This is a genomic window from Kitasatospora sp. NPDC097691, assembly GCF_040302665.1.
Lineage (GTDB): Bacteria > Actinomycetota > Actinomycetes > Streptomycetales > Streptomycetaceae > Kitasatospora.
Genome location: NZ_JBEORY010000017.1, coordinates 42,271 through 67,046, shown reverse-complemented (window position 1 = coordinate 67,046; position 24,776 = coordinate 42,271). Strand labels below are relative to the sequence as shown.

Below are 24,776 nucleotides of genomic sequence, written 5' to 3'. Positions count from 1 at the left end.
ATCGATTCAGACATTGGCCTCAAGAGGCCAGTTGACGGGCAGTCTCCTCCATCCACGACCCGTACACCGATTCACGACGCAAACGACGCAACCGCCGCACGACCGAGTGGCGCGGCTCACAACCGGCCTCACCCCAGCGTCCGCTCGACCGCCTGCCGGACGGCCTTCGGGTCCAACCCGTGGTCGACGACCACCCGAACCCCCAACCCCTCACCCTCGCGGAGCACACCGAGCAGCAGGTGCCCGACCCCTATCTCCCCCGACTTCAGCCGCAGCGACTCCCGCAGCGACAGCTCCACCGCCTTCCTCGCCCGCGCCGTGAACGGAATGTGCCCGCCCCTCGCACCGCCGGAGCGGAACCAGCCCCGACGCTTCGGCGCCTCCTCGGGCGGGGCGTCCAGCGCACCCTCCCCGAAGACCGACTCGACCGCCTCGCGCACCGCGTCCAGATCGACCCCGATCGAGGCGAGCGCCTGCGCCTGGCCGGTGTCCCCCAGCAGGCGGCGCACCGCCTGCCGAGCCGTCCCGTGGTCCAGCCCGGCCTCCGTCAGCACCCCGACGGCCGGCTCCTCCGACCGGCCCAGGATCGCCAACAGGAGGTGCTCCGTGCCGACGTAGCCGTGCCGCAGCTCCCGCGCCTCCTGCTGCGCGGCGACCACGACCTGCCGCGCCGACTCGGTGAATCGCTCGAACATCCCTCAGCCTCCGTCCTGGTCCGTGCCGGTTCCGCGCCGGGCGTACTTCTTGTGCACCGCCTGTCTGGTCACCCCGAGGCAGACCGCGATGTCCTGCCAGGACCAGCCCTGCGACCGGGCATTGCCCACCTGCAGGGCCTCCAGGCGGTCCGCCAGATCACGCAGGGCGCGGACCGCCCGGAGCCCCACGGCGGGGTCACGGCTGCTCGCCGCGGCCGTGAGTTCTCCGCTCTCGCTCATGGTGTCAACTTTGGTTGACATCAGCGCGGATGTCAACCCTGGTTGACAGCCTCGTTCGCGGCTCCGATCGACGGCCCGGATCGACGGCTCGGGCATCAGCGGCCGCCGAACCGACGCTCCAGCGCCTCCTCGAAGGTCCCCCGGCCCACCGCCCGCTCCGGCGCCAGGTTCCCGCCCGCGCGCAACCCCCGGCCCGCCGCCCCCGGGATCCGCACCGGCAGCAGCATCCGCCGCTTGCCCGCCGCCCGCAGGTACGCCCCGGCCAGCTCCCGGTACGTCCGCACCTGCGGCCCGCCCACCTCCGGCGCGAACCCCGCGGGCTCCTCCCCCACCAGGGCGACGACCGCCGCGGCCACCTCCCGGACGTCCACCGGCTGGAACCGCGCCCCGCCGAGCACCGGGAACACCGGAAGCTTCACCGAGGCGTCGAAGAACCTCAGCAGCAGGTCGTGGAACTGCGTCGCCCGCAGCACCGTCCACCCCAGCCCCGACTCCCGCACCACCTGCTCACAGGCCAGCTTCGTGTTGTAGTACGCCATCGGCACCCGGTCGATCCCCACGATCGACACGTACACCAGGTGCCGGACGCCCGCCTCCCGCGCCTGCGCCACCAGTGTCCGGACCGCCGCCACGTCCGCCTTCCTCTGCGTGGTCGCGCAGTCCACCACCACCTCGACCCCGGCCATCGCCCCGGCGATCCCGGCCCCGCTCACCAGGTCCCCGACCACCCACTCGACCCCGTCGTCCCCGCCCCGCGCCCGCCGGCTCAACCCCCGCACCGCCGCCCCGCGCGCCACCAGCAGCCGCACCACCTCCCGCCCCAACGTCCCCGTCGCCCCGGTCACCAGCACAGTCCCGTTCACCACACCGCTCCTCTCGTCGAACGCCTTCTCCCTACGGACCGGACACGGCCCTGATCTGTGACATCGGCGGGTCGGGAAACGGAAAAGAGGCGGGGCGAGGACCTGAAGTCCTCGCCCCGCCTCGGGTTTCACCTCATCAGGTGAGACCGGGGTCGAACACGATCAGCTGCAGCCACTGGTGGAGCCGCACCCCTCGCAGAGGTAGCAGCTGCCGGCGCGGCGCATCTTGGTGCCGCAGGAGAAGCAGAGCGGGGCGTCGGCGTTGAGGCCGAGCTGGATCTCCATCAGCTCCGTGGAGTTGTGGGCCTGCTTCGGGGCCGCCTTGGGCGCCTCGACGGCCGGGGCCGGCTTGGCGGCCACCGGGGCCGACTGGGCGAGCGACTCGGTGTCGAGCTCCTCGGCCTCCAGCGGCTCGTAGGAGCCGGTCTCCAGGTGGCGCGTGCGCTCCTCGACGGAGTGGATGCCGAGCGCCGAGCGGGTCTCGAACGGCAGGAAGTCCAGCGCCAGGCGGCGGAAGATGTAGTCGACGATCGACTGCGCCATCCGCACGTCCGGGTCGTCGGTCAGACCGGCCGGCTCGAAGCGCATGTTGGTGAACTTCGAGACGTACGTCTCCAGCGGCACGCCGTACTGCAGGCCGACCGAGACGGCGATCGAGAAGGCGTCCATCATGCCCGCGAGGGTCGAGCCCTGCTTGGACATCTTCAGGAAGACCTCGCCCAGACCGTCGTCCGGGTAGGAGTTGGCGGTCATGTAGCCCTCGGCGCCACCGACCGTGAAGGAGGTGGTGATGCCCGGGCGGCCCTTGGGCAGACGCTTGCGGACCGGACGGTACTCGACGACCTTCTCGACCGCGGCGGGGGCCGTGGCCTCCTCGGCCTTGGCCTCGGAGTCCTTCTTCTTGGCCGAGAGCGGCTGGCCGACCTTCGAGTTTTCGCGGTAGATGGCGAGCGCCTTGACGCCCATCTTCCACGCCTCGAAGTAGATCTCCTCGACGTCCTCGACGGTCGCGGCGGCCGGCATGTTCACGGTCTTGGAGATGGCGCCGGAGATCCACGGCTGGATCGCGGCCATCATCCGCACGTGGCCCATCGGCGAGATGGAGCGCTCGCCCATCGCGCAGTCGAACACCTCGTAGTGCCCGGACTTGAGGCCCGGCGCGTCCACCACGTTGCCGTGCTCGGCGATGTGGGCGACGACCGCCTCGATCTGCTCGTCCTGGTAGCCGAGGCGCTTGAGGGCGCGCGGGACGGTGCCGTTGACGATCTGCATCGAGCCGCCGCCGACGAGCTTCTTGAACTTGACCAGGGCCAGGTCGGGCTCGACGCCGGTGGTGTCGCAGTCCATCATCAGGCCGATGGTGCCGGTCGGGGCGAGGACCGAGGCCTGGGCGTTGCGGAAACCGTTCTCCGCGCCGATGCGCACGACGTCCTGCCAGGTCTTGTTGGCCGCCAGCCAGACCGGGGCGTCCAGCTCGTCCACCGAGTCGGCGTCGAGCGAGGCGTCCGCGTGCTGCTTCATGACCTGCCGGTGCGCGGCCGCGTTGCGGGCGTAGCCGTCGTACGGGCCCACCACGCCTGCGAGTTCGGCACCGCGGCGGTAGGCGGTGCCGGTCATCAGGGAGGTGATGGCGCCGGCCAGGGCGCGGCCGCCCTCGCTGTCGTAGGCGTGGCCGGTGGCCATCAGCAGGGCGCCGAGGTTGGCGTAGCCGATGCCGAGCTGGCGGTAGGCGCGGGTGGTCTCGCCGATCTTCTCGGTCGGGAAGTCGGCGAAGCAGATGGAGATGTCCATCGCGGTGATGACCAGCTCGACGACCTTGGCGAACCGCTCGGCGTCGAACGAGTCGTCGTCCCGCAGGAACTTCATCAGGTTGAGCGAGGCGAGGTTGCAGCTGGAGTTGTCCAGGTGCATGTACTCGGAGCAGGGGTTGGACGCGTTGATGCGGCCGGACTCCGGGCAGGTGTGCCAGTGGTTGATGGTGGAGTCGTACTGGATGCCGGGGTCGGCGCAGGCCCAGGCGGCCTCGGCCATCTTGCGGAACAGCTTCTTCGCGTCGACGGTCTCGATGACCTCGCCGGTCATCCGGGCGCGCAGGCCGAATTCGGTGCCGTTCTCGACGGCGGTCATGAATTCGTCGGAGACGCGGACCGAGTTGTTGGCGTTCTGGTACTGGACGGAGGTGATGTCGTCCCCGCCGAGGTCCATGTCGAAGCCCGCGTCGCGCAGGGCGCGGATCTTCTCCTCCTCCTTCACCTTGGTCTCGATGAAGGCCTCGACGTCCGGGTGGTCGACGTCGAGCACGACCATCTTGGCCGCGCGACGGGTGGCGCCGCCGGACTTGATGGTGCCGGCGGAGGCGTCGGCGCCGCGCATGAAGGAGACCGGGCCGGAGGCGTTGCCGCCGGAGGACAGCAGCTCCTTGGAGGAGCGGATCCGGGAGAGGTTGAGGCCGGCGCCGGAGCCGCCCTTGAAGATCATGCCCTCTTCCTTGTACCAGTCGAGGATCGACTCCATGGAGTCGTCGACGGCCAGGATGAAGCAGGCGCTGACCTGCTGGGGCTGCTTGGTGCCGACGTTGAACCAGACCGGCGAGTTGAAGCTGAAGACCTGGTGGAGGAGGGCGTGGGTCAGCTCGTGCTCGAAGATCTCGGCGTCGTCCGGGGTGGCGAAGTAGCCGTGCTTCTCGCCGGCGGCGCGGTAGGTGAGCACCACGCGGTCGATGATCTGCTTGAGGCTCCACTCGCGCTGCGGGGTGCCGACGGCGCCGCGGAAGTACTTGGACGTGACGATGTTGACGGCGTTGACCGACCAGAAGTCGGGGAACTCGACGCCCCGCTGCTCGAAGTTGATCGACCCGTCACGCCAGTTGGTCATGACGACGTCACGCCGCTCCCAGCGGACCGCGTCGTACGGGTGCACGCCAGGAGTGGTGTGGATGCGCTCCATCCGGAGACCGCCCTTCGGGGCCTTGGCGCCCTTGGCCGCGGCCTTCTCGGACTTCGACCCGCGTGCGGAACCGCTCGTGGTGTCTGTCACTTCTCGCTCCTCCTCCTGGGCAAACGCCCGAAGTGCCCTGAAAAGTCCGGGCACTGCTGGTTCGTTCTTCCGGTGTGCGGGCAGGCGGGGACCCTGCCTGCCTTCGCACGGTTTGTAGTGTTCTGCGCCCCGTTTCCGGGCACGCCGGGGCCCCGTGGGGCCTTGTGGTGCGGCCGGGCCCCGACTGGGGCCGGCGAGCCGGCGCCTCCTAGGGCGCGGCGGCGGAGACGGACACGCGGGCGTCGTCCGTCTCCGGGGTGCGGGGCCGTTCGGCGCGGAGTTCCGCGATGGCGGCCTCGAAGTCTTCCAGTCCGTCGTAGGCCTGGTACACGCTGGCGAAGCGCAGGTAGGCGACCACGTCGAGTTCCTTGAGCGGGCCGAGTATGGCCAGCCCCACGTCGTGGGTGGTCAGCTCGGCGCTGCCGCTGGCGCGCACGCACTCCTCGACCCGCTGGCCGAGCTGGGCCAGCGCGTCCTCGGTGACCGGTCGGCCCTGGCAGGCCTTGCGGACGCCGGTGATGACCTTCTGCCGGGAGAACGGCTCGGTGACGCCGCTGCGCTTGATGACCATCAGTGCGGCCGTCTCCACCGTGGTGAAGCGGCGGCCGCAGTCCGGGCACTGCCGACGGCGGCGGATGCAGCTGCCGTCCTCGGTGGTCCGGCTGTCGACAACGCGGCTGTCGGAGTGCCGGCAGAAGGGGCAGTGCACCTCGGGATCCCTCCCTGGCAGATCGTGCGGACCAGTCGAGTCTATGCGATGCGCCCCCGGCCTCGGCAAGCTGATCATGCGCGGCGACCACTAGTACTGGGCACGGAGAGGACTGTAGCCACTACATCTAGGCCTCCGGGGGAAGTGACACCCCTGGCGTGTCGGCGCCGATTAGACTGCCGGAGTCGGGTTCCGATCGAACATTTACTCGATGTACAACAAAGCCTTGATCGAGTCAGCCAACTCCCGAATAATTCACTCGAACGTGTGTTTGGCGCAACCTTTCGATAGGAGGTGCGTTGGGCTGGAAAAGGGAGAGGACAGCCGTCGAGAGGGGCCGCCGTGAACACGATCGAAAGCAACACCATCCCGGTGCAGGAACACTCCCAGTTCAAGGTGGGGCAGCGCACCACGAATCAGCAGAGCGTGGACATCAGCATGGACCGCAGTGAAGACCACCGGCTCTCCGGCACGGCCCTTTCCGGCTCCAACCGTGTGCCCGACCAGCCGATCGAACACTCCTCCGTGATGGACGACACCCACTCCTCGCCGGCCCGCGCGATGCCGGGCCGCCCCCCGGGCATCCGCACGGACGAGGCCGGGCTCACCGAGCGCCAGCGCCGGGTGATCGAGGTCATCCGGGATTCCGTCCAGCGCCGGGGCTACCCGCCGTCCATGCGCGAGATCGGCCAGGCCGTCGGCCTGTCCAGCACCTCCTCGGTGGCCCACCAGCTGATGGCCCTGGAGCGCAAGGGCTTCCTGCGCCGGGATCCGCACCGGCCGCGCGCCTACGAGGTCCGCGGCGTCGAGGTGGCCCGCCCCAACACCGCCGAGACGGCCGGCCGCCCCTCCACCTCCTACGTGCCGCTGGTGGGCCGGATCGCCGCCGGCGGGCCGATCCTGGCCGAGCAGACGGTCGAGGACGTCTTCCCGCTGCCCCGCCAGCTGGTCGGCGAGGGCGAGCTGTTCGCGCTCACCGTGCGCGGCGACTCGATGATCGAGGCGGCCATCTGCGACGGCGACTGGGTCACCGTGCGCCGCCAGCCGGTGGCCGAGAACGGCGACATCGTGGCCGCGATGATCGACGGCGAGGCCACGGTCAAGCGGCTCAAGCGCGAGGACGGCCGGATCTGGCTGATGCCGCACAACCCCGCGTACGAGCCGATCAACGGCGACAACGCGACCATCCTGGGCAAGGTCGTCGCGGTGCTGCGCCGCCTCTGACAGCCCCCGACGCCCTCGGACACCCCCGGACACCCTCCGGCGGCCCACGGCAACGGGAAGGGGCTCACCGCGATCCGCGGGGAGCCCCTCCGGCGTTCGCGGGCCGTGCGGTCCCTTCCTGCGGGGGAAGGGACATCACGACCCGGATCGATCAGCCCCGCTTCACCACCGGCCGCACCGGCGCCGCCGAGGCGTCGATCGCCGCCAGCGAGCGGCGCACCTGGTTGCGGTCCGTGGTGTACCAGAACTCGGGCATCGACGAGCGGAAGAAGCTCCCGTACCGCTTGGTCTCCACCCGCGGGTCGAGCACCGCCACCACGCCGCGGTCGTCCGCCGCGCGCACCAGCCGGCCCGCGCCCTGCGCCATCAGCAGCGCCGCGTGCGTCGCCGCGACCGCCATGAAGCCGTTGCCACCGCGCTGTTCGACGTCCCTCTGGCGGGCGCTCATCAGCGGGTCGTCCGGCCGGGGGAACGGGATCCGGTCCATCACGACCAGCTGGCAGGCCGAGCCGGGCACGTCCACGCCCTGCCAGAGCGAGAGCGTGCCGAACAGGCAGGTGGACGCGTCCGAGGCGAACTCGCGGATCAACTCGCCGAGGGTGTCCTCCCCCTGGAGCAGGATCCGCTGGTCGAGCCGCTCCCGCATCGCCTCGGCGGCGGTCTGGGCGCCGCGCATCGAGGAGAACAGGCCGAGTGTCCGCCCGCCGGCCGCGCCGATCAGCTCGGCCAACTCGTCCAGCATGTCCGGCCGTTCGGGATCGCGCCCGGGGTCGGCCAGGTGCTTGGCGACGTACAGGATGCCCTGCTTGGGGTACTTGAACGGGGAGCCGACGTCGATCCCGCGCCAGTACGGCACCGCGTCCTCGCCGAAGCCGGGGCCGGGCTCGGGGTTGTCCCCGGCCGTCCGGACGTCCGGCAGCCGGGTCTCGGAGGGCAGGCCGACGGAGGCGGCGACGCCGTTGAAGTCCCCGCCGAGCTTGAGCGTGGCCGAGGTGAGGACGACCGAGCGCTCCTTGTACAGCCCCTCGCGCAGCAGCCCGGAGACGCTCAGCGGGGCGACCCGCAGCGAGGCGGTGCCCAGCCCGTAGCGGTCGCTGCGCTCGATCCAGACCACGTCGTACTCGGAGTCCTCCAGCAGCCGCTCGGCGGTCTCGTGCAGGGTCTCGGCCGAGGCCATCGCCTGCTTGCGGACGGCGTCCTCGTCGCTGAGCCCCTTGTCCCTGGTCTCGCCGAGCGAGCTGATCACCTGGCGGGCGGCGTCCCGGATCGCGGTGACCGCGTACGCCAGGTACTCGGGCAGCTCCTCGACCCGGCCGGGCTGGGCGGTCTCCATCAGGCCGTGGTAGTTCTCGGCGGCGGCCTGCAGGGCGTCCACGGCCTTCTCGTTGGCGAGCCGGGCGGACCGCTTCACGGCCCGGTTGACCGCGCCGACGGTCAGCTCGGCAGTGGCCGCACCGGTGACCCGGTTGACCAGCTCGTGCGCCTCGTCCACGATCAGCAGCCCGTGCTCGGGCAGCACCGGTGCGCCCTCGATCGCGTCGATCGCGAGCATCGCGTGGTTGGTGACCACGACGTCCGCCAGCTTGGCCCGCTCCCGCGCCTTCTCGGCGAAGCACTCCTGCCCGTACGGGCAGCGGGTGGCACCCAGGCACTCCTTGGAGGTGACCGACAGCTGCGCCCAGGCCCTGTCGGAGACGCCGGGGCTCATGTCGTCCCGGTCTCCGGTCTCGGTCTCCTCGGCCCAGTCGCGCAGCCGCAGCACGTCCTGCCCGAGTTTGCCGGTGGGCCCGCCGAGCGCGTCCACCGGGTCGAAGAGGCCCTCGCCCTCGTCGCTCGGGGTGCCCTCGTTGGCCCGGTGCAGGCACAGGTAATTGGAGCGGCCCTTGAGCATCGCGAACAGCGGGCGGCGGCGCAGCACCGGGTGCAGCGCCTCGACGGTGCGCGGCAAGTCCCGCTCCACCAGCTGGCGTTGCAGCGCCAGGGTGGCGGTGGCGACCACCACGCGGTCCCCGTGGGCGAGCGCGGGCACCAGGTAGGCCAGGGACTTCCCGGTGCCGGTGCCGGCCTGGACGAGCAGGTGCTCACCGTGGTCGACGGCGTCGGCGACGGCCTCGGCCATCCGGACCTGGCCGGGGCGCTCGACGCCGCCGACGGCCGCCACCGCGGCGTGCAGCAGCTCGGGAATCCGCGAGCGCGGGACGGCCACGGCTTCCTCGGCGTCGTCGCCGAGGTCCGCCGCCCGCTGGGATTCGGAGTCGTGGGATTCGGAGTCGTTCGTCATGACCCTCCCACCCTACGGGGCGGGGGTGACAATCCGGTCCCGTCGCGCGGGCGGCCGCACGTCCACCGCCACCAACGCGTTCGGCACGGTCCCGAACCGGGCGGCGTGCGGGCGGTGCGGGCGGTCCTGGTAGCCGTCGAGGAGCAGCCGGTTGCGGTTGAGGCAGAGCCGGTCGATCCGGGGCCGGAACAGGTCGAACAGCTCGAAGCGCTCGCGCAGCTCGGGGAAGCGGTCCTGGTGGCGCAGGACCTCGGCGCGCAGCAGGGCCCAGAACTCGGTCTCGGGCAGTCCGGTCTGCGCCTCCAGCAGCGGGGCGAGGTAGCGGAAGACGCCGATGAACAGCCCGGAGTGGATGAACTGGCAGAGCCCCTGCGCTCCCTCCCGCAGCAGCACGTCGGCGACCTCGGCGGGCAGGTCGCGCAGCTCGGGCAGGTCCTGCGAGCTGAGGTTGACGTCGTCCACGAAGTCCTTGACCGCGAGCCGGGTCGGGGTGTCCCGCTCGTCGAAGACCACGATGGCGTTCTCGCCGTGCGGGGAGAAGACCAGCCCGTACCGGTAGAGGAAGTGCAGCAGCGGCGGCAGCATCGCGGCGAACAGCCGGCCGGTCCACCCGGCCGGGGTGAGGCCGGAGCGGGCGATCAGCTCGGCGGCGAGCGCCCGCCCGTCGGAGCCGGTCTGCAGCAGGGCGGCCAGGGTGCGGGCGCGCTCGCCGCCGTCCAGGAAGGGGCCGAGCGGTTCGCGCCAGATCGCGCCGAGCAGTTCCTTGTACTGGTACGGGGCGTCGGGCATCGCGCCGTAGACGGGGTGGTCGACGGTGACGGAGGCGATCTCGCCGAGCAGGATCACCCGGCACTCGTCGCGCAGGAACGGGTCGGCGTCGCGCAGGCCGTGCAGCCAGGCGGTGACGGCGGGCGCGGCCAGGGTGCGTTCGGTGGGCAGGCCGCGCCAGACCAGGGTGTTGAGGATGGACAGCGGCAGCTTGACGGTGCAGCGCTCGGGGTGGGCGGTGTTGAAGAAGGAGCGGATGGACTGCTGGGGCAGCCGTGGGTCGCCGTCCGAGGGCAGCGGGACGATCTCGCCGGAGGCGATCCAGGGCGCGAACAGGGTCAGGATCGTCTCCTCCCACTGCCAGGGGTGGACGGGCAGCAGCAGGTAGTCGTCGGCGTCCGGGCCGAGGGCTGCGCGCAGCGCGTGCACGTCGTCCAGCTCGCGGGCGTACAGCTGCTCCGGGTGTTCCAGGCCGGGCACGCCCCGGTACTCGGCGAGCCGGCGGTGGACGGCGATCCAGGGCAGCGGGCGCGGGCTGCGGGCCTCCGGGGTCCAGCGGGCGGCGTCGCCCGCGGAGAAGCCGATCCGGCCCTTGTTGGGGACGATCCAGGGGTGGCCGCCCTGCCGGCCCTCCAGCGCGGTGTGGTCGAGCTCGGCGAGTTCGGCGGCGGTGAGCGCGGTGGCGAGCTGGCGGGCGTCGGAGGTCAGGGTGGCGGAGAGTTCGCGGATCAGGTGGGCGGTGGTCTCGCCGCGCATGCCGAGGGTCTGCCAGGCGTACGGCAGGAAGCGCAGCGGGTCCAGTCCGTCCGGGCGGGAGCAGTAGATCGAGTCGGGCTCGACCTGCCAGCCGTCGTAGGCGCCGCGCCGGGCGGTGAAGCGGTACTCGACCTCGGGCAGCTTCAGCAGGTACTCGCCGTCGAGGGCCCCGGGGACGGGTTTGAGCAGTTCCTCGTAGGCGAACTCGCCGAGCATCTTGGCGAGCAGGGCGCGGCCGGCCCGCTGCCAGTGCCCGGCGGTCAGGTGCGGGGGTAGGTAGAGCGGCGGTTCAGCGGCCGACGGTTGCGGCACGGGTCAGCTCCTGGGGGCGGGGGAGGACGGGGGTCTGTTCGAGGGGTGCGGGGACGGGCGATGAGGGGACGGGCGGCGCGGGGACGGGCGGCGCGAAGCCGGTCCAGGCGGTGCGGTCGGGCAGCCGGTGGACGGTCCGCCCGGTGACGGCGTTGAGGATCACGGCGGCGCGGTGGGCGCCGAGTCCGAGGTCGGGGGTGCCGACGCCGTGGGTGTGCAGTTCGGCGTTCTGGACGTAGAGGCCGCCGGTGAGCCCGGGCCGGGTGGCGACCCGGTGGTCCAGGTCGACCCGGTAGCGCCCGGCCTCGTCCCAGTCGATGAGGTCGGCGAGCGGTTCGAGCGCGGCCGGGCGGGCGGCCCGGTAGCCGGTGGCGAGCACGACGGCGTCGGTGCGCAGGAGGTGCTCGGCGCCGGAGTCGGTGTGCCGGCAGTGCAGTTCGAGGCCGCCGCAGGGGCCGGGACGGGTGTCGGTGACGGCGGTGCCGGGGGTGATCTCGACCGGGGCGGTGTCGATCGGGCGGCCGATGGTGCGCTCGTAGAGGTGGTCGTGGATCTCGGCGAGGGTCTCGGCGCTCGCGGCCTTGTGGAGCTGCCACTGGGCGGTGACCAGGGCGTCCCGGACGGGTCCGGGCAGTCCGTGGAAGTAGCGGGTGTAGTCGGGGGTGAAGTGCTCCAGGCCGAGCTTGGAGTACTCCATGGGTGCGAGTGCCCGGGTCCGGGTGAGCCAGCGCAGCCGGACGCCGTCGCCTTCGTGGCGGCGGAGCAGGTCGAGGAAGACCTCGGCGCCGGACTGCCCGCTGCCGACGACGGTGATGTCCCGGGCGCCGGCCAGGTCGGCGCGGCGGTCCAGGTAGTCGGCGGAGTGGAAGGCCCGCGGGTGGCCGGCGAGGCCCGCGAAGGCCTCGGGCAGCACCGGGCGGGTGCCGACGCCGAGGGCCAGGTTGCGGGCCCGTACGGTGGACCGCCGGCCGGTCGCGGTGTCGGTCAACTCGACCCGGTAGCAGGGGTCCTCCCCCGGCGCGGCGGCCCAGTGCAGGGCGGTGACCTCGGTGCCGAAGCGGCAGTTGGCCAGCCGCTCGGCGGCCCAGCGGCAGTAGTGGTCGTACTCGCGGCGCGGCAGCTGGAAGCGCTCGGCGAAGTAGAACGGGAACAGCCGGTCCTGCTCGCGCAGGTAGTTGAGGAAGGACCACGGGTTGGTCGGGTCCACCAGGGAGACCAGGTCGGCGAGGAACGGCACCTGCATCCGGGCCCCGTCCACCAGCATCCCGTGGTGCCAGCGGAACTCCGGGCGCTGGTCGCAGAAGAGGGTGCGCAGGCCGGGGACGGCGTCGGCGAGCGCGGCGAGCGAGAGGTTGAACGGACCGATGCCGACGCCGAGCAGGTCGTAGGGCGGCGGCGATGCTGGGGTGTCCACGGGGTGTCCTAGGCGGGGTCGGGGCCGGGCGGATCGGTCGGGGCCGGGGCGGTTCGGGGCCGGGGGATCGGGGGCCGGACGTGGGAGGGGCCGGGCGGGTCGGCCTGGGCGGTCGGGTCGGGGCTGCGCGGGCCTCGCGGGTCGGCGCTACGCCGCCCGGGGTGCCCGGACCCGCACCATCAGGGCGGCGCGCTTGTCGGGCAGGTCGAGTTCGGCGGCCGCCCGGAACCCGGCCCGTTCGAAGGCCCGGACCGAGCGCCGGTTGCGGACGTCCGGTTCGGCGACGACCCGTTCGCAGGCCGGGCGGCGGCGCAGGATCCGCTCGGCGAGCGCGGCCAGCAGGACGGCCCCGAGTCCCCGGCCGCGGCTGGCGGCGGGGCCGAGCAGCAGGTGGACGCCGGTGTCGTGCGGCCGGGCCGGGTAGTGCGCGGCCAGCGGGTCGAGGTCGGCGCGGTAGACCTCCCAGTAGCTCATCGGCTCGCCGTCGAGCAGACCGAGGCAGGGGACGCTGCGGCCGTCGCCGTCCAGCTGCGCCCGGACGTGCCGGCCGGTGGTCTCCGGCGGCCCGGCGAGTTCCCAGAAGGCGGCGACCTCGGGGTCGTTCATCCACCCCACGAGCAGCTCCAGGTCGGCGGGCAGCCGGACCGGGCTGAGCCGGAACTCGCCGGCCGGGGTGGGGATCGCGCCCCACCCGGGCAGGTCGTCCAACATCAGCCACCCGCCACCGGGTTGGGGATGTCCACGTAGACGGACTGGCTGGCGACCGGACCGACCAGTTCGTCCATGCCGTTGATCCGGGTGAGCAGGTTGGCCTTGCAGGGCAGCGTGGGCGCGTCCAGCAGCAGGCCGGGCAGCGCCGAGCCGGTGGCGGCGACCCGCGGCCCGGCCAGGAACCGGCGCAGCGCGGCCAGCAGCACCGTCTCGTCGGCCAGTCGCTGGGAGCCGAGGGCGCCGATCAGGCCGAGGACGTGGTTGATGCCGAGGTAGTAGGCGAAGTGGTGGTCGATGACCGGGTCCGGCAGGAAGGTGTCGCTGTCGGCGCCGAGCCCGGGCAGCCGGGCGGTGAGCCGCTCGGCGGCGCTCTCCCGGTAGTAGTAGCCCTGGTTGTCGCGGTAGCGGCCGCCGCTCGGCCAGCCGTCGCCGTCCAGCAGGACGAGGCTGTTCTGCTGGTGCGCCTCCAGGGCGATGCCGCCCCGGCCGTCCAGCCACAGGATGGGCAGCACCACGGCGTCCAGGTAGCGCAGGAACCATTCGGCGGCCACGGTCGGCAGCGGGCGGCCGCAGCGCGCGGCGAGCGTCCGCAGGGTGTCGCCGAGCCGGGAGGGCACGGTGTCGCCGGTGCCGAGCGGCTGTTCGGCGACCAGTCCGGCGACGCACAGCGCGCGCTCGGCGGGTGCGAAGGGCTGGGCGCGCAGCACGGTGTCCAGGCCGCCCGGGTCGCCCAGCGCCGGGTGGTCGACGCCGATCCAGGCCGGGTCGCGGACGATGTCGAAGCCGGGGTGGGCGGCCCGCCACTCGGCGGCCAGCCCGCGCTCCAGCAGCCGGTGCATCTCCAGGCCGCGGTGCAGTTCCTTGCGCAGGTTCTCCCGGCGGGAGTTGGTGATCCGCAGGCCGAGCGAGAGCTTGAGCATCCAGGGGGTGCCGGGCCGGTAGACGGTGCGCACCGAGGAGGTGGGGTGCCAGGGTTCGCCGGCCGGGCCGAGGTCGTGCAGCAGCCCGTCGGCGAGCAGCGCGGCGACGGCCGGGCGGTGGGCGAGTTCGCGGGCCTGCCAGGGGTGCAGGGGCAGGGCGGCGGTGCCGGGCGGCAGGGCGAGGCGGCCGTCGAGCAGACCGGCGGTGAGCCGGTCGGCGCTCTCGGCGACGGCGGATCCCGCGGCGAGCAGCTCGCGGTCCACGGCGTACCAGTGGAGTTGGAAGGAGCCGTGCAGTTCGGGCGAGTAGGCGGCGCTCTGTGCGGGGCCGAGTCCGTCGCGGCTCTTCGGGGTGGGGTGCAGCGGGTGGCCGAGCAGCAGGGACTGCTCGGCGGCGAGGAAGTGCGAGCGCTCCGGCCCGCCGGGCACGGCGTCGGTGCGGCGGTGGGCGAGGATCTCGGCGGTGCGGACGACCGAGTCGGCGACCCGGGCGGCGAGGTCGGCGACCTGCCCGGGGTCGGGTCGCTCGGCGGCCGCGGCGGCGAGCAGCGCGGCGGCGGTGACGGCGTCCACCGGGGCGTCGGCCCCCTCCCCCACGACGCCGCCCGGGCCGGCCGCGAGGGCGGCCGGGCCGAAGCGGTGCCAGCCGCCGGGCGACCAGTAGCGGACCGGGGCGGTGAGCCGGGCGGCGCCGCCGAGGACGGCGATCCGCAGTCGGCCGTCCGGGCCGGGCCGGGCCCCGGTCTCCCGCGTCCAGCAGCGCAACAGGGCTTCCACGGCGGCCTGTTCGGCGGCGACGGCGGGATCGGGGTGCAGCAGCGGGTCGGGCCCGGGCTGGTGCTCCTCGCGCACGGGCTCCGCCGGCTGCGGCGGTTCGGGCGGGGCTCCGGTGAGGGCGGTGCTCAAGGCTGCTCCTTGGGGCGCGTGGGGGTGCGGACGCGCACTGTGGTGGAGGGGGTCGGCGGGCACTCGCACCGTCGCGTCAGGTAAGGGTTACCTATCCCTGATGGGTGATCACAAGGACGGCTCACTCGTCCGGGTGAAGATCGGGGATTGTCCACCATCGGGGCGAAATGCCCTGCTGTGCCAACGAGTCGACCGGTCCCGCGTCACGGATCGGTGACCTCCGGGCGGGCCCGCAACCGGGGGGCGGACACGGCCGTCCTCGTCCGCGATGGAAGACTCCAGGACGGCGGGCCCGCCCACCGCGGACCGGCCGCGCACGGACGACCCGGCACCGGACGGGCCGGCACGACCGGTCGGCCCGGGACAGCCCGACCGGGCCCGGCACGGACCGACCCGGCAGACCCAGCACAGACCGACCGAGCAAAGACCGACCGAGCACAGGGGGAAGCGCACAGATGCCTACGATCCACCGGTCAGCCCTGGCCGCCGCCGTGGTCGCCGGAGCCCTGCTCGCCGTGAGCGCCTGCGGGCCGGACGGCCCGGCGGGCGACGGCGGAGGCAGCGCCGCCCCGCCGCCCTCCTCGGCCGCGGCGAACGGCGGCAGCGGCGCGGGCGGCGTGATCGGCGGGATCACCCTCCCGTCCGGCCTGCCGACCAGCCTGCTGGAGGGCCTGCCCAGGACCTGGGACGACCTGAAGAAGTGGAAGTTCGAGGACTGGGACGCGTGGGCGTCCAAGCACGTCTTCGACAACCCGGTGGTGAAGGACTTCTGGGACCCGGACAAGATGGGCGACTCCAAGCCCGCCGACCCGGCCCCGCCCGCCACCAAGCCCTCCCCGGCCACCCCTGGGCCCGCCACCGACGACGGCGTGACCGACCCCGAGCCGCCGGTGGTCAACGCCGTCGCGCTGCCCCGCCCGTACACCAAGCAGCCCTCCGGCAAGGTGTTCTTCTCCGCCAAGGGCGGCCGCGGCAACTGCTCGGCGACGGTGATCGCCGACCCGCAGCACCCGGGAAAGAGCAACCTGGTCTGGACGGCCGGCCACTGCGTGCACGAGGGCAAGGGCGGCAGCTTCTACAAGGACCTGGTGTTCGTGCCCGCCTACAACAACTCGGGTGCCTCCAGCGGCGGCAAGCGCGCGCCGCTGTCCGAACTGGCCCCGCTGGGCACCTGGTGGGCCGACCAGGTCACCACCTCGCCGCAGTGGATGGTCGAGGGCGGCGGCACCGGCGACGCCGCCAACCAGTACGACTTCGCCGTCATGCGCGTCCACAACCAGAACGACACCGGCAAGTCCCTGGAGGAGACGGTCGGTTCGGCCGTCCCGGTGTGGTTCGACGCCCCGCGCGACAAGCTGAACGTCTCGGCCGTCGGCTACCCGCTGCTCAAGCCGTTCGACGGCCAGGAGCTGTACAAGTGCGACGGCGGCAAGCCGACCCGGCTCTCCTTCGACGCCAAGCGCCCGTCGATGCTCACGATCGGCTGCACCATGACCCAGGGCTCCAGCGGCGGCGGCTGGTTCGCCACCATGCCCGACGGGAAGACCGCCCTGGTCAGCAACACCTCGATCGGCACCCAGGACCACACCTCGCTCAGCGGCCCGTACCTGGAGACGGTCGCCAAGCAGGCCCTGGACTGGATCTCCAGGAAGCAGTAGCCGCCACCGGGGGGCGGAACGGAAACACCAGCACAGCACGGGGGACGATCCAGCATGCCGAGGAACACCAGCCGGGGGCGCCGCGCCAGGACGGCCGGCGCCGCACTGTTCGCCGCGACCGCCCTGGCCGCGGCCGCCTGCGGCCCGGACGGCCCCGCCCGGCCGGTCGCCCCGCCCCCCGCACTCCCCACCTCCGCTCCCACCAGCCTGGGCGACCTGACGGGCTGGAAGCTGGAGGACTGGACGAAGTACGTCGCCGACAGCAGGTTCAGCGACGAGGCGGCCCCGGGCTTCTGGTCGGCCGCCCGGATGGACGCCGCCAAGCCCCGGCCCACCCCCGAGTACTCGCTCACCGCCCCCGCCGCCCCCGGCGTCGAACGGGACGCCCCGCCCGCCGCCGTCCCGGCCCAGCCCCAGCCGCACCCGTACGGCCAGGCCACCGCCGTGGTCGGCCGGCTCTTCATGACCACGCCGCAGGGCGACGCGGCCTGCTCCGCCACCGTGGTCGCCGACCCGGTCAACCCCGGGCGCAGCAACCTCGTCTACACCGCCGCGCACTGCCTGCACGACGGCAAGGGCGGCGGCTGGCTGAAGAACCTGGTCTTCGTGCCCGCCTTCAACCGGGACGGCCAGGCGAGCCGCGGCAAGCCGCACACCGACGCGCAGAGCGCCCCGTACGGCCGGTGGACGGCGGTGCGCGCACTGGTGTCGCCGACGTGGCTCCAGGAGAGCGGCGTCGGCGCCCACAACCAGTTCGACTACGGGATCCTCCGGGTGCGCGCCGAGAACGGCTCCGGCACGTCCCTGGAGGAGACGGTCGGCGGGTCGGTCCCGATCTGGTTCAACGCCCCGCGCGACCGGATCACCGCGGCCGCCGCCTACGGCTACCCGGCCGAGCGGCCCTTCGACGGCACGGAGCTGGAGCACTGCGACTCCCCGGCCCCGCCGGGCCGGCTCTCCTTCGACCCGACCCGCCCGCCGATGTACGTGATCGGCTGCGCCATGACCGCCGGATCGAGCGGCGGCGGCTGGTTCGTCACCAGGGACGGCAAGCCCAACCTGATCAGCGTCGGCGCGATCGGCGACCGCAGTCCGGCCGGGTACCAGGCCGGCCCCGCGCTGCAGGACCAGGCGAAGCAGGCCTTCGACTTCTTCGCCAAGAACGTCCGGTAGCCCCGGCCTGCGGCCGCCGCCGGGGGCCGCAGGCCGGTGCGGGTACGCGGAAGGGCCCCGGACCGCTGCGGTCCGGGGCCCTTCGTACGCTTCCGCGTCAGCCCTGCAGGGCCACCGCGAAGTGCTCCAGCTCGGCGGCCAGCTCGGCCGGCACCTTGGCGTGCAGCAGCGTGCCCTCGCCGGTGTGCTCGGTGGAGAGCAGCTCGCCCTCCGCGTGCACCCGGGAGACCAGCGCGCCCTGGGTGTAGGGCACCAGGGCCCGCACCTCGACGGCCGGTCGCGGCAGCTCGTCGTCGATGAGCTTGAGCAGCTCCTCGATGCCCTCGCCGCTGCGGGCCGACACCACGATGGCGTGCGGCTCGCGGCGCAGCAGGCGCTGCAGCACGTGCGGGTCGGCGGCGTCCGCCTTGTTGATCACCACGATCTCCGGCACGGCCTGCGCGTCGACCGAGACGATGACCTCGCGGACGGCGGCCAGCTGGGTCTCCGGCTCGGGGTGCGAGCCGTCCACCACGTGCAGGATGAGGTCCGCGTCGGCGACCTCCTCCATGGTCGAGCGGAACGCCTCGACCAGGTGGTGCGGCAGGTGCCGGACGAAGCCGACGGTGTCGGCCAGGGTGTAGACCCGCCCGCTCGGGGTCTGGGCGCGGCGGACCGTCGGGTCCAGGGTGGCGAACAGCGCGTTCTCCACCAGCACGCCCGCGCCGGTGAGCCGGTTGAGCAGGGAGGACTTGCCGGCGTTGGTGTACCCGGCGATGGCCACCGACGGCACCTGGTGGCGCTTGCGCTCCTGGCGCTTGGTGTCGCGGCCCTTCTTCATGTCGGCGATCTCCTTGCGGAGCTTCGCCATCTTCTCGCGGATCCGGCGCCGGTCGGTCTCGATCTTGGTCTCGCCGGGACCACGGGTGGCCATGCCGCCGCCGGACGAGCCGGAGCCACCACCACCCATCTGCCGGGACAGCGACTGACCCCAGCCTCGCAGCCGCGGCAGCATGTACTGCATCTGCGCGAGCGAGACCTGCGCCTTGCCCTCCCGGGACTTGGCGTGCTGGGCGAAGATGTCCAGGATCAGGGCCGTCCGGTCGACGACCTTGACCTTGACCACGTCCTCCAGGTGGATCAGCTGGCCGGGGGTGAGTTCACCGTCGCAGACCACGGTGTCGGCGCCGCTGGAGGCGACGATGTCGCGCAGCTCCTGCGCCTTGCCGGAGCCGATGTAGGTGGCCGCGTCGGGCTTGTCGCGGCGCTGGATGACGCCGTCCAGCACCTCGGAGCCGGCGGTCTCGGCGAGCGCGGCGAGCTCCGCCATGGAGTTCTCCGCCTCCTCCAGCGTGCCGTCGGTCCAGACGCCGACGAGTACCACGCGCTCCAGGCGGAGCTGGCGGTACTCGACCTCGGTGACGTCTTCGAGTTCGGTGGAGAGGCCGGCGACCCGGCGCAGGGCGGCTCGCTCGCTGCGGTCGTACTGGTCGCCGTCGTAGTGGTGGCCGCGGTCCTCGTCGATGGCCGCGAGGTCCTCGTCCATGAGGGCTTCCGCCCGCAGACCGTCGAAGCGGCGCGGAGCGTCGGCGTGGTCGCGGGTGTCGAACGTGGAGGTCATTCTGTCCTTTGGCTCGCTGGTACGGGTGGCTCGGGGGACCGCCGAACGGTCCCCTCAGGAGTCTGCCCAGCTGCCGCCCCGGCTACCGTCCGGGCGGGGTGAGCTACCCCTCGGGTCCTCGGGTGACACCCGGGGCTCCTGTGCCCTGGGAACGCCGCGGACCGGCCGTGAATTCCCCATGATGGTCGCACGCCCGGCGCGGACCGGTCATCCCCATTTCCCCGCAGGACCGCCCGGCCCGGGGCGGGTCGCCTCCGACCGCCCTCCGACGGCCTTCCGAGCCGTCCGGGGGGCGGCGCCCACCCGCCCTCCGGGCCGTACGCCGGCCGGCGCCTACCCGCCCTCCGGCCCGTGCGGACGGCTGACGTCGAACACCCCGGAGACCCGCAGCATCGCCCGCATCAGCCCCGGCAGCGCGCCCGGCTCGGGCAGCTCGACCGTGTAGGTGTGCCGGACGCGTGACTCCTGCGGCGGCTCGACCTCGGCCGACACGATGCCGACCCCCGCGGCGGAGATCGCCGCGGTGAGGTCGGCCAGCAGTCGGGGCCGGTTCAGCGCCTCGGCCCGCAGGGTGGCGCGGTGCCCGGCCGCCGGGGCGTCCTGCGGCTGCCAGCGCACTTCCAGCGCGACCCGCCCGTCGGCCCGCATCCGCTCCCCCGCCGGGCAGCCGGTGCGGTGCACGGCCACCGCGCCGCCGCGGATCGGGTAGCCGGCCACCTCGTCCGGCGGGACGGGCGTGCAGCAGCGCGCCAGCCGCACGGTCACCCCGGGCCGGCCGGCCACCGCGACCGGGGCGGCCCGCTTCTCGGCCGTGCGCCGGCCGGACGGGGCGGGCTGGGCCGCGGCCGGGCCGGTGCGGACCGCCGGCAGCCGGGCCGGCGGGTCGGCCAGCCACCGCTCGATGGCCAGCCGGGCGGCGGGGGTGCGGGCGTGCGCGAGCCATTCGGGGGCGGGGCCGGAGGGCTGGCCGCCGCCGGCCGGGAGGGTCTCGGTGAGCACCGCGATCAGGTCGCCGTCCTCCAGCACGGTGGAGAGCGCGCTGAGCCGGCCGTTGACCCGGACGCCGATACATCGGTGGCCGGTCTCCTCGCCGAGCAGGTAGGCCGCGTCCACACAGGTGGCGCCGGCCCTCAGCTGAAGCGTTTCGCCGCTCTCCGTCACCACGGTGATCTCGCGGTCGCCCGCGAGGTCGGCGGTGAGCGCGGACCAGAAGGCGTCCGGGTCGGGGGTCTCCTGTTGCCACTCCAGCAGTCGGCTGAGCCAGCCGGGCCGGGCCGGGTCGGTGCGGTCGAGCTCGTCGGCGTCCTGGGCGGCGGCGGCCGGGGACGGGTCGCCCAGCGCGACCACCCCGGTCTCGGCGACGTCGTGCATCCGGCGGGTGCGGACCAGCACCTCGACCACCGCGCCGCCGCTCAGCGCCACGGCGGTGTGCAGCGACTGGTAGAGGTTGAACTTGGGCGCGGCGACGAAGTCCTTGAACTCCCCGGGCAGCGGCGTCCAGCAGGTGTGCAGTTCGCCGAGCACGGCATAGCAGTCCGCGTTCTCCTCGACCACCACCAGCAGCCGTCCGAAGTCGGCCGGGCGGGGCCCCTGCGGCCGGCCGTCCGGTCCGGGCGCGCCGGACCGCCTGAGCAGCACCCGGTGCAGCGAGACGCAGTGCCGGGGCCGGACGGTCACCTCGGCGGCCACGCCGGCCTCGGCCAGCTGCCGGGCCAGCTGCTTGGCGAAGGGCTCCAGCACGGTGTCCGGCCCCGCCTCGTGACCGGCCATCAGGGCTCGGGTGCGGGCGTGCTCCTCGGGGTGCAGGGTGGCGAAGACGATGTCCTCCAGCTCCGCCTTGAGCACCTGGATGCCGAGCCGTTCGGCCAGCGGGATCAGCACGTCCCGGGTGACCTTGGCGATCCGCACCTGGCTGGCCGGCTTCATGTGCCGGATGGTGCGCATGTTGTGCAGCCGGTCGGCCAGCTTGATCACCATCACCCGGACGTCGTCCCCGGTGGCGACCAGCATCTTGCGGAAGGTCTCCGCCTCGGCGGCGGCGCCGAAGTCGACCTTCTCCAGCTTCGTCACCCCGTCGACCAGGTAGGCGACTTCGGGCCCGAAGCTCGCGCCCACCTGGTCCAGCGTCAACTCGGTGTCCTCGACGGTGTCGTGGAGCAGCGAGGCGACCAGGGTGGTGGTCCCGGCGCCGAGTTGGGCCAGGATCATGGTGACGGCCAGCGGATGGGTGATGTACGGCTCGCCGCTCTTGCGCTTCTGGCCGCGGTGGCTGGCCTCGGCGAGCCGGTACGCCCGGGCGAGCAGGCCGAGGTCGGCCTGCGGGTGGTGTCGGCGGTGGACCCGGACGAGCGGTTCCAGGGCGTCCGGCACGAGCGGCCGCCCGGTGGCCAGTAACGCGGCCCGTCCGGCCCGGCCGAGGGCGGCCAGGCCGAGCTCCCCGAGGGGCCGCCTGGCCCCGGCCTGCCGTACGGTCGTCGGCTGCCCCGTCAGGGACTGCCCGGCTTCGATGGTCATCGGCACCTCCGGCAACGTCGCCGGGCGCCCCTCCAGAGGGGGTGATCCTGCTACCCCTCCCAGGGGTGATCGACCCGGTGGTCCATGCTACCGAGCAGAGCACGTTCCGCGACGCCGTGGTTCCCGTCCGCGACCGGTATCACCCGATCGGGGGGATTCGTCACCGCACGAAGTGGGCAAACCGGGCCGTCAGCCGCGGCGTACGGACTCCCACCAGCGCCCGTCCAGCCGTCCCTCGGCCACGATCACCGCCGGCCCGGTCATCTCCACCCGGCCGTCCGGGTGCTCGGTGATGACCAGTCGGCCGCCCAGCACGTCCACGGTGTACGCGACGGCCTCGCCGGTGACGGCCGGGTCGACGCCGTCCCGGCGGATGGCGGCCACCGCGACGGCGCAGGCGCCGGTGCCGCAGGAGCGGGTCTCGCCCGAGCCGCGCTCGTGCACCCGCATCGCGACGTGCCGCGGCCCGCGGTCCACCACGAACTCGACGTTGACGCCCTCCGGGTAGACGCCCTCGGGGCTGGTGAGCGGCGCGTCGAGCAGCTTCCCGGCCTGGTCGAGGCTCTCCACGAAGGCCACCGCGTGCGGGTTGCCCATGTTGACGTTCAGCGCCGGCCAGCGCCGCTCGCCGACCGCGACCTCGATGCCGTCCGGCCCGGGCAGCCGGGCGCGGCCCATGTCGATGGTGACGTCGCCGGGCGTGCCGTCCTCGGCGGCCTCCGCGACCGTCGCGGTGAGCACCCCGGAGCGGGTGGCGACGGCCAGCTCGCCGGGCTTGGCCAGGCCGGCCTCGACCAGGAAGCGGGCGAAGACCCGCAGGCCGTTGCCGCACATCTCGGCGATGCTGCCGTCGGAGTTGCGGTAGTCCATGAACCACTCGGCCCGGTCGGCCATCCCCGTCGCGGCCGGGTCGGCGGCCGAGCGCACCACGCGCAGCAGCCCGTCCCCGCCGATGCCGGCCCGGCGGTCGCACAGCGCGGCGACGGTCTCGGGACCGATCTCCAGCGCGCCGTCCGGGTCCGGGACGATGACGAAGTCGTTCTGGGTGCCGTGCCCCTTGAAGAAGGGGATGCCGCCGTGCTGAGGAGAGGATGCGCTCACCCTCCCGATGGTACTGAGCCGGGCGGAGGTGCTCAGCGCAGGTAGGCGACCCGCCAGACGGCGAGCGCGCACGCGGCCAGCGCGATCAGGGTGTAGACGACGATCGCCTTCCAGCCGGCCCGCTGCCCGGAGCCCCGGCGCGGCAGCCCCGGCCACGTGTAGCCCGCGTGCCGGGCGGCCATCGCGCCCCAGCCGACCGAGGCGGCGGTGAGCAGCAGCCCGAGCATCCCGACCATGGTGGCGCGCGCGCCGGCCGAGCCGAACGCGAGCGGGAAGGCGAACATCAGCGAGCCGAGGGTGCCCATCAGGGCGATCGGCAGCGTCTGCCACCAGCGCAGCCGGCGCAGCGGGCGGATCTCCCGCTCGTGCACCGCGCCGCCGGGCGGGGTGCGGGTGTCCAGGGCGGGCACCGCGGCCGCGTACGAGGTCGGCGCCTCCAGTCCGGTCAGCACGGGGAGGTCGCCCATCGTCGACTCGTCGAACTCCTCGGCCGGCGCGGTGACGCTCCCGCTCTGACCGGGCTCGGGGCCGGTACCCGTCGACACACGGCCTCCCCTGACTGTTCGACACGAGCGGACTCGCGGCCGGGCACGGTCGGCCCGTTCGGCCGACCCCTATGGCATCGATGATGGCATGTCCAGGGGGGCGTTCCGGGCCTGACCGGGGTCGGCGGGTGATCCGTGGCCATCACGTGATCGGGCCGTGACCGCCGGTTCGTCCTGCACGCCCACCTGCGCGCGCAGGTGCACCGCCGAATTGGCCGGAACCCGTCCTAGACGGCCGGAACTCCCTGACGCTCGATCAGTTCGAGGGAGCGTCCGAGCAGCTCGACGGGGTCGGTGCCGGCCGGTCGGGAGAGCCAGCTGATCCGGTCGTCCCGGCGGAACCAGGACTCCTGGCGGCGGGCGAAGCGCTTGGTCGCCCGGACGGTCTCGGCCCGCGCCTCGTCCTCGGTGCACTCGCCGGCGAAGTGGTCGAGCACCTGCTGGTAGCCGAGCGCCCGGGAGGCGGTCCTCCCGTCCCGGAGCCCCACCCGCTCCAGCGCCCGGACCTCGTCCAGCAGCCCGGCCTCCCACATCCGGTCGACCCGGAGCGCGATCCGCTCGTCCAGCTCGGGGCGCGGCACGGCGACGCCGATCTGCACCGCGTTGTACACGGCGGTGTTGCTCGGCAGGTTGGCGGTGAACGGCTGCCCGGTGATCTCGATGACCTCCAGCGCGCGGACGATCCGCCGCCCGTTGCCGGTCAGGATCGCCTCGGCGGCCGCCGGGTCCAGCTCGGCCAGCCGCCGGTGCAGCGCGTACGGGCCGGCCTGCGCCAGCTCGGCCTCCAGCCGGGCCCGCACCTGCGGGTCGGTACCGGGGAACTCCATCTCGTCGATCGCCGCCCGGACGTACAGCCCGGAGCCGCCGACCAGGACGGGCGTGCGCCCGGCGGCCAGCAGCCGGTCGATCTCGGCCCGGGCCAGCCGCTGGTACTCGGCCACGCTGGCGGCCTCGGTGACGTCCCAGACGTCCATCAGATGGTGCGGCACTCCGCCGCGCTCGGCCTGGGTGAGCTTGGCTGTGCCGATGTCCATGCCCCGGTACAGCTGCATCGAGTCGGTGTTGATCACCTCGCCGTCGAGGCTGCGGGCGAGGGCGACGGCCAGGTCGGACTTGCCGGCGGCGGTCGCGCCGACGATCGAGATGACACGCGGGGTACGGAGGCTGCTCACCGTTCCAGTCTCGCAAAACCCCCGCGGCGCCGGTGACCGGGCTGCCGCTCGCCCGCCGCCGCGCGACGACATGACCGGTCCCGGGACCGTTTTCCGGCCGTTTCCCCAGGTGATGCCCGGTTTGCGAACGCTTCGCGGGGTACGGACGTTGTGCAGGGGACGGGGACCGACGGACGAC

General features: G+C 73.4%; 18 protein-coding genes. 3 read left to right on the top strand and 15 right to left on the bottom strand.

Going from position 1 to position 24,776, the window contains the following annotated elements:
• Nucleotides 1-128: 128 nt before the first annotated feature.
• The 5 genes from ABTY56_RS38840 to nrdR all read right to left on the bottom strand — a co-directional run bounded on the left by ABTY56_RS38840 (nt 129) and on the right by nrdR (nt 5,543).
• On the bottom strand, nt 129-695 hold the full coding sequence (locus ABTY56_RS38840; protein WP_502893120.1) for a Clp protease N-terminal domain-containing protein: 567 nt from the start codon (nt 693-695) through the stop codon (nt 129-131).
• A 3-nt stretch (nt 696-698) separates the two neighbouring features.
• Nucleotides 699-935 (bottom strand): RNA polymerase subunit sigma-70, encoded by a 237-nt coding sequence (locus ABTY56_RS14935; RefSeq protein WP_350629169.1) that lies wholly within the window; start codon nt 933-935, stop codon nt 699-701.
• Nucleotides 936-1,030: 95 nt separating this feature from the next.
• Nucleotides 1,031-1,798, bottom strand: a complete 768-nt coding sequence (locus tag ABTY56_RS14930) for an SDR family oxidoreductase (RefSeq protein WP_350629168.1) — start codon at nt 1,796-1,798, stop codon at nt 1,031-1,033.
• 162 nt (nt 1,799-1,960) lie between these two features.
• Nucleotides 1,961-4,834 (bottom strand): vitamin B12-dependent ribonucleotide reductase, encoded by a 2,874-nt coding sequence (locus ABTY56_RS14925; RefSeq protein ID WP_350629167.1) that lies wholly within the window; start codon nt 4,832-4,834, stop codon nt 1,961-1,963.
• Between the two features lie 208 nt (nt 4,835-5,042).
• Nucleotides 5,043-5,543, bottom strand: a complete 501-nt coding sequence (gene nrdR, locus ABTY56_RS14920) for a transcriptional regulator NrdR (protein ID WP_350523372.1) — start codon at nt 5,541-5,543, stop codon at nt 5,043-5,045.
• Between the two features lie 528 nt (nt 5,544-6,071).
• Here nrdR and lexA point away from each other — a divergent pair.
• Nucleotides 6,072-6,767 carry a transcriptional repressor LexA gene (lexA, locus tag ABTY56_RS14915; protein WP_270150969.1) on the top strand — a complete coding sequence of 232 codons (696 nt, stop codon included), beginning with the start codon at nt 6,072-6,074 and terminating at the stop codon, nt 6,765-6,767.
• A 151-nt stretch (nt 6,768-6,918) separates the two neighbouring features.
• On the opposite strand, the gene ABTY56_RS14910 is transcribed toward lexA, so the two are convergent.
• The 5 genes from ABTY56_RS14910 to ABTY56_RS14890 form a co-directional block, all read right to left on the bottom strand.
• Nucleotides 6,919-9,048, bottom strand: a complete 2,130-nt coding sequence (locus ABTY56_RS14910; protein WP_350629165.1) for an ATP-dependent DNA helicase — start codon at nt 9,046-9,048, stop codon at nt 6,919-6,921.
• Between the two features lie 12 nt (nt 9,049-9,060).
• Nucleotides 9,061-10,884 (bottom strand): IucA/IucC family protein, encoded by a 1,824-nt coding sequence (locus tag ABTY56_RS14905; RefSeq protein WP_350629164.1) that lies wholly within the window; start codon nt 10,882-10,884, stop codon nt 9,061-9,063.
• The gene (locus tag ABTY56_RS14900) at nt 10,862-12,298 is read right to left on the bottom strand and encodes a lysine N(6)-hydroxylase/L-ornithine N(5)-oxygenase family protein (protein WP_350629163.1); all 1,437 of its coding nucleotides are present in this window, start codon (nt 12,296-12,298) and stop codon (nt 10,862-10,864) included. The genes ABTY56_RS14905 and ABTY56_RS14900 overlap by 23 nt, the downstream gene beginning before the upstream one ends.
• A gap of 147 nt (nt 12,299-12,445) precedes the next feature.
• On the bottom strand, nt 12,446-13,009 hold the full coding sequence (locus ABTY56_RS14895) for a GNAT family N-acetyltransferase (protein ID WP_502893119.1): 564 nt from the start codon (nt 13,007-13,009) through the stop codon (nt 12,446-12,448).
• Nucleotides 13,009-14,904 carry an IucA/IucC family protein gene (locus ABTY56_RS14890; protein WP_502893118.1) on the bottom strand — a complete coding sequence of 632 codons (1,896 nt, stop codon included), beginning with the start codon at nt 14,902-14,904 and terminating at the stop codon, nt 13,009-13,011. The genes ABTY56_RS14895 and ABTY56_RS14890 overlap by 1 nt, the downstream gene beginning before the upstream one ends.
• Before the next feature lie 386 nt (nt 14,905-15,290).
• On the opposite strand from ABTY56_RS14890, the gene ABTY56_RS14885 reads away from it, so the two are divergent.
• Together ABTY56_RS14885 and ABTY56_RS14880 are read left to right on the top strand one after the other, a co-directional pair.
• On the top strand, nt 15,291-16,493 hold the full coding sequence (locus tag ABTY56_RS14885; protein ID WP_350629161.1) for a trypsin-like serine peptidase: 1,203 nt from the start codon (nt 15,291-15,293) through the stop codon (nt 16,491-16,493).
• A gap of 54 nt (nt 16,494-16,547) precedes the next feature.
• Nucleotides 16,548-17,666 carry a trypsin-like serine peptidase gene (locus tag ABTY56_RS14880; protein WP_350629160.1) on the top strand — a complete coding sequence of 373 codons (1,119 nt, stop codon included), beginning with the start codon at nt 16,548-16,550 and terminating at the stop codon, nt 17,664-17,666.
• Between the two features lie 97 nt (nt 17,667-17,763).
• On the opposite strand, the gene hflX is transcribed toward ABTY56_RS14880, so the two are convergent.
• The 5 genes from hflX to miaA form a co-directional block, all read right to left on the bottom strand.
• Nucleotides 17,764-19,266: a GTPase HflX gene (gene hflX / locus ABTY56_RS14875; protein ID WP_350629159.1), complete on the bottom strand. Its 1,503-nt coding sequence runs from the start codon at nt 19,264-19,266 to the stop codon at nt 17,764-17,766.
• A gap of 333 nt (nt 19,267-19,599) precedes the next feature.
• On the bottom strand, nt 19,600-21,780 hold the full coding sequence (locus ABTY56_RS14870; protein ID WP_350629158.1) for a RelA/SpoT family protein: 2,181 nt from the start codon (nt 21,778-21,780) through the stop codon (nt 19,600-19,602).
• 189 nt (nt 21,781-21,969) lie between these two features.
• Entirely contained in the window at nt 21,970-22,881 is a 912-nt protein-coding gene (dapF, locus tag ABTY56_RS14865; protein ID WP_350629157.1) for a diaminopimelate epimerase, read from the bottom strand.
• 32 nt (nt 22,882-22,913) lie between these two features.
• Nucleotides 22,914-23,426 carry a hypothetical protein gene (locus ABTY56_RS14860; RefSeq protein ID WP_350629156.1) on the bottom strand — a complete coding sequence of 171 codons (513 nt, stop codon included), beginning with the start codon at nt 23,424-23,426 and terminating at the stop codon, nt 22,914-22,916.
• Nucleotides 23,427-23,653: 227 nt separating this feature from the next.
• A complete protein-coding gene (gene miaA / locus ABTY56_RS14855; protein ID WP_350629155.1) occupies nt 23,654-24,598 on the bottom strand; it encodes a tRNA (adenosine(37)-N6)-dimethylallyltransferase MiaA in 945 nt (314 codons plus the stop codon).
• Nucleotides 24,599-24,776: the final 178 nt, after the last annotated feature.

What these genes read in the sequence shown, in the direction of transcription:
- ABTY56_RS38840 (WP_502893120.1), bottom strand. Translation starts at nt 695, where the DNA reads ATGTTCGAGCGATTCACCGAGTCGGCGCGGCAGGTCGTGGTCGCCGCG.
- ABTY56_RS14935 (WP_350629169.1), bottom strand. Translation starts at nt 935, where the DNA reads ATGAGCGAGAGCGGAGAACTCACGGCCGCGGCGAGCAGCCGTGACCCC.
- lexA (WP_270150969.1), top strand. Translation starts at nt 6,072, where the DNA reads ATGGACGACACCCACTCCTCGCCGGCCCGCGCGATGCCGGGCCGCCCC.
- ABTY56_RS14910 (WP_350629165.1), bottom strand. Translation starts at nt 9,048, where the DNA reads ATGACGAACGACTCCGAATCCCACGACTCCGAATCCCAGCGGGCGGCG.
- ABTY56_RS14895 (WP_502893119.1), bottom strand. Translation starts at nt 13,009, where the DNA reads ATGTTGGACGACCTGCCCGGGTGGGGCGCGATCCCCACCCCGGCCGGC.
- ABTY56_RS14885 (WP_350629161.1), top strand. Translation starts at nt 15,291, where the DNA reads ATGCCTACGATCCACCGGTCAGCCCTGGCCGCCGCCGTGGTCGCCGGA.
- ABTY56_RS14880 (WP_350629160.1), top strand. Translation starts at nt 16,548, where the DNA reads ATGCCGAGGAACACCAGCCGGGGGCGCCGCGCCAGGACGGCCGGCGCC.
- hflX (WP_350629159.1), bottom strand. Translation starts at nt 19,266, where the DNA reads ATGACCTCCACGTTCGACACCCGCGACCACGCCGACGCTCCGCGCCGC.
- ABTY56_RS14870 (WP_350629158.1), bottom strand. Translation starts at nt 21,780, where the DNA reads ATGACCATCGAAGCCGGGCAGTCCCTGACGGGGCAGCCGACGACCGTA.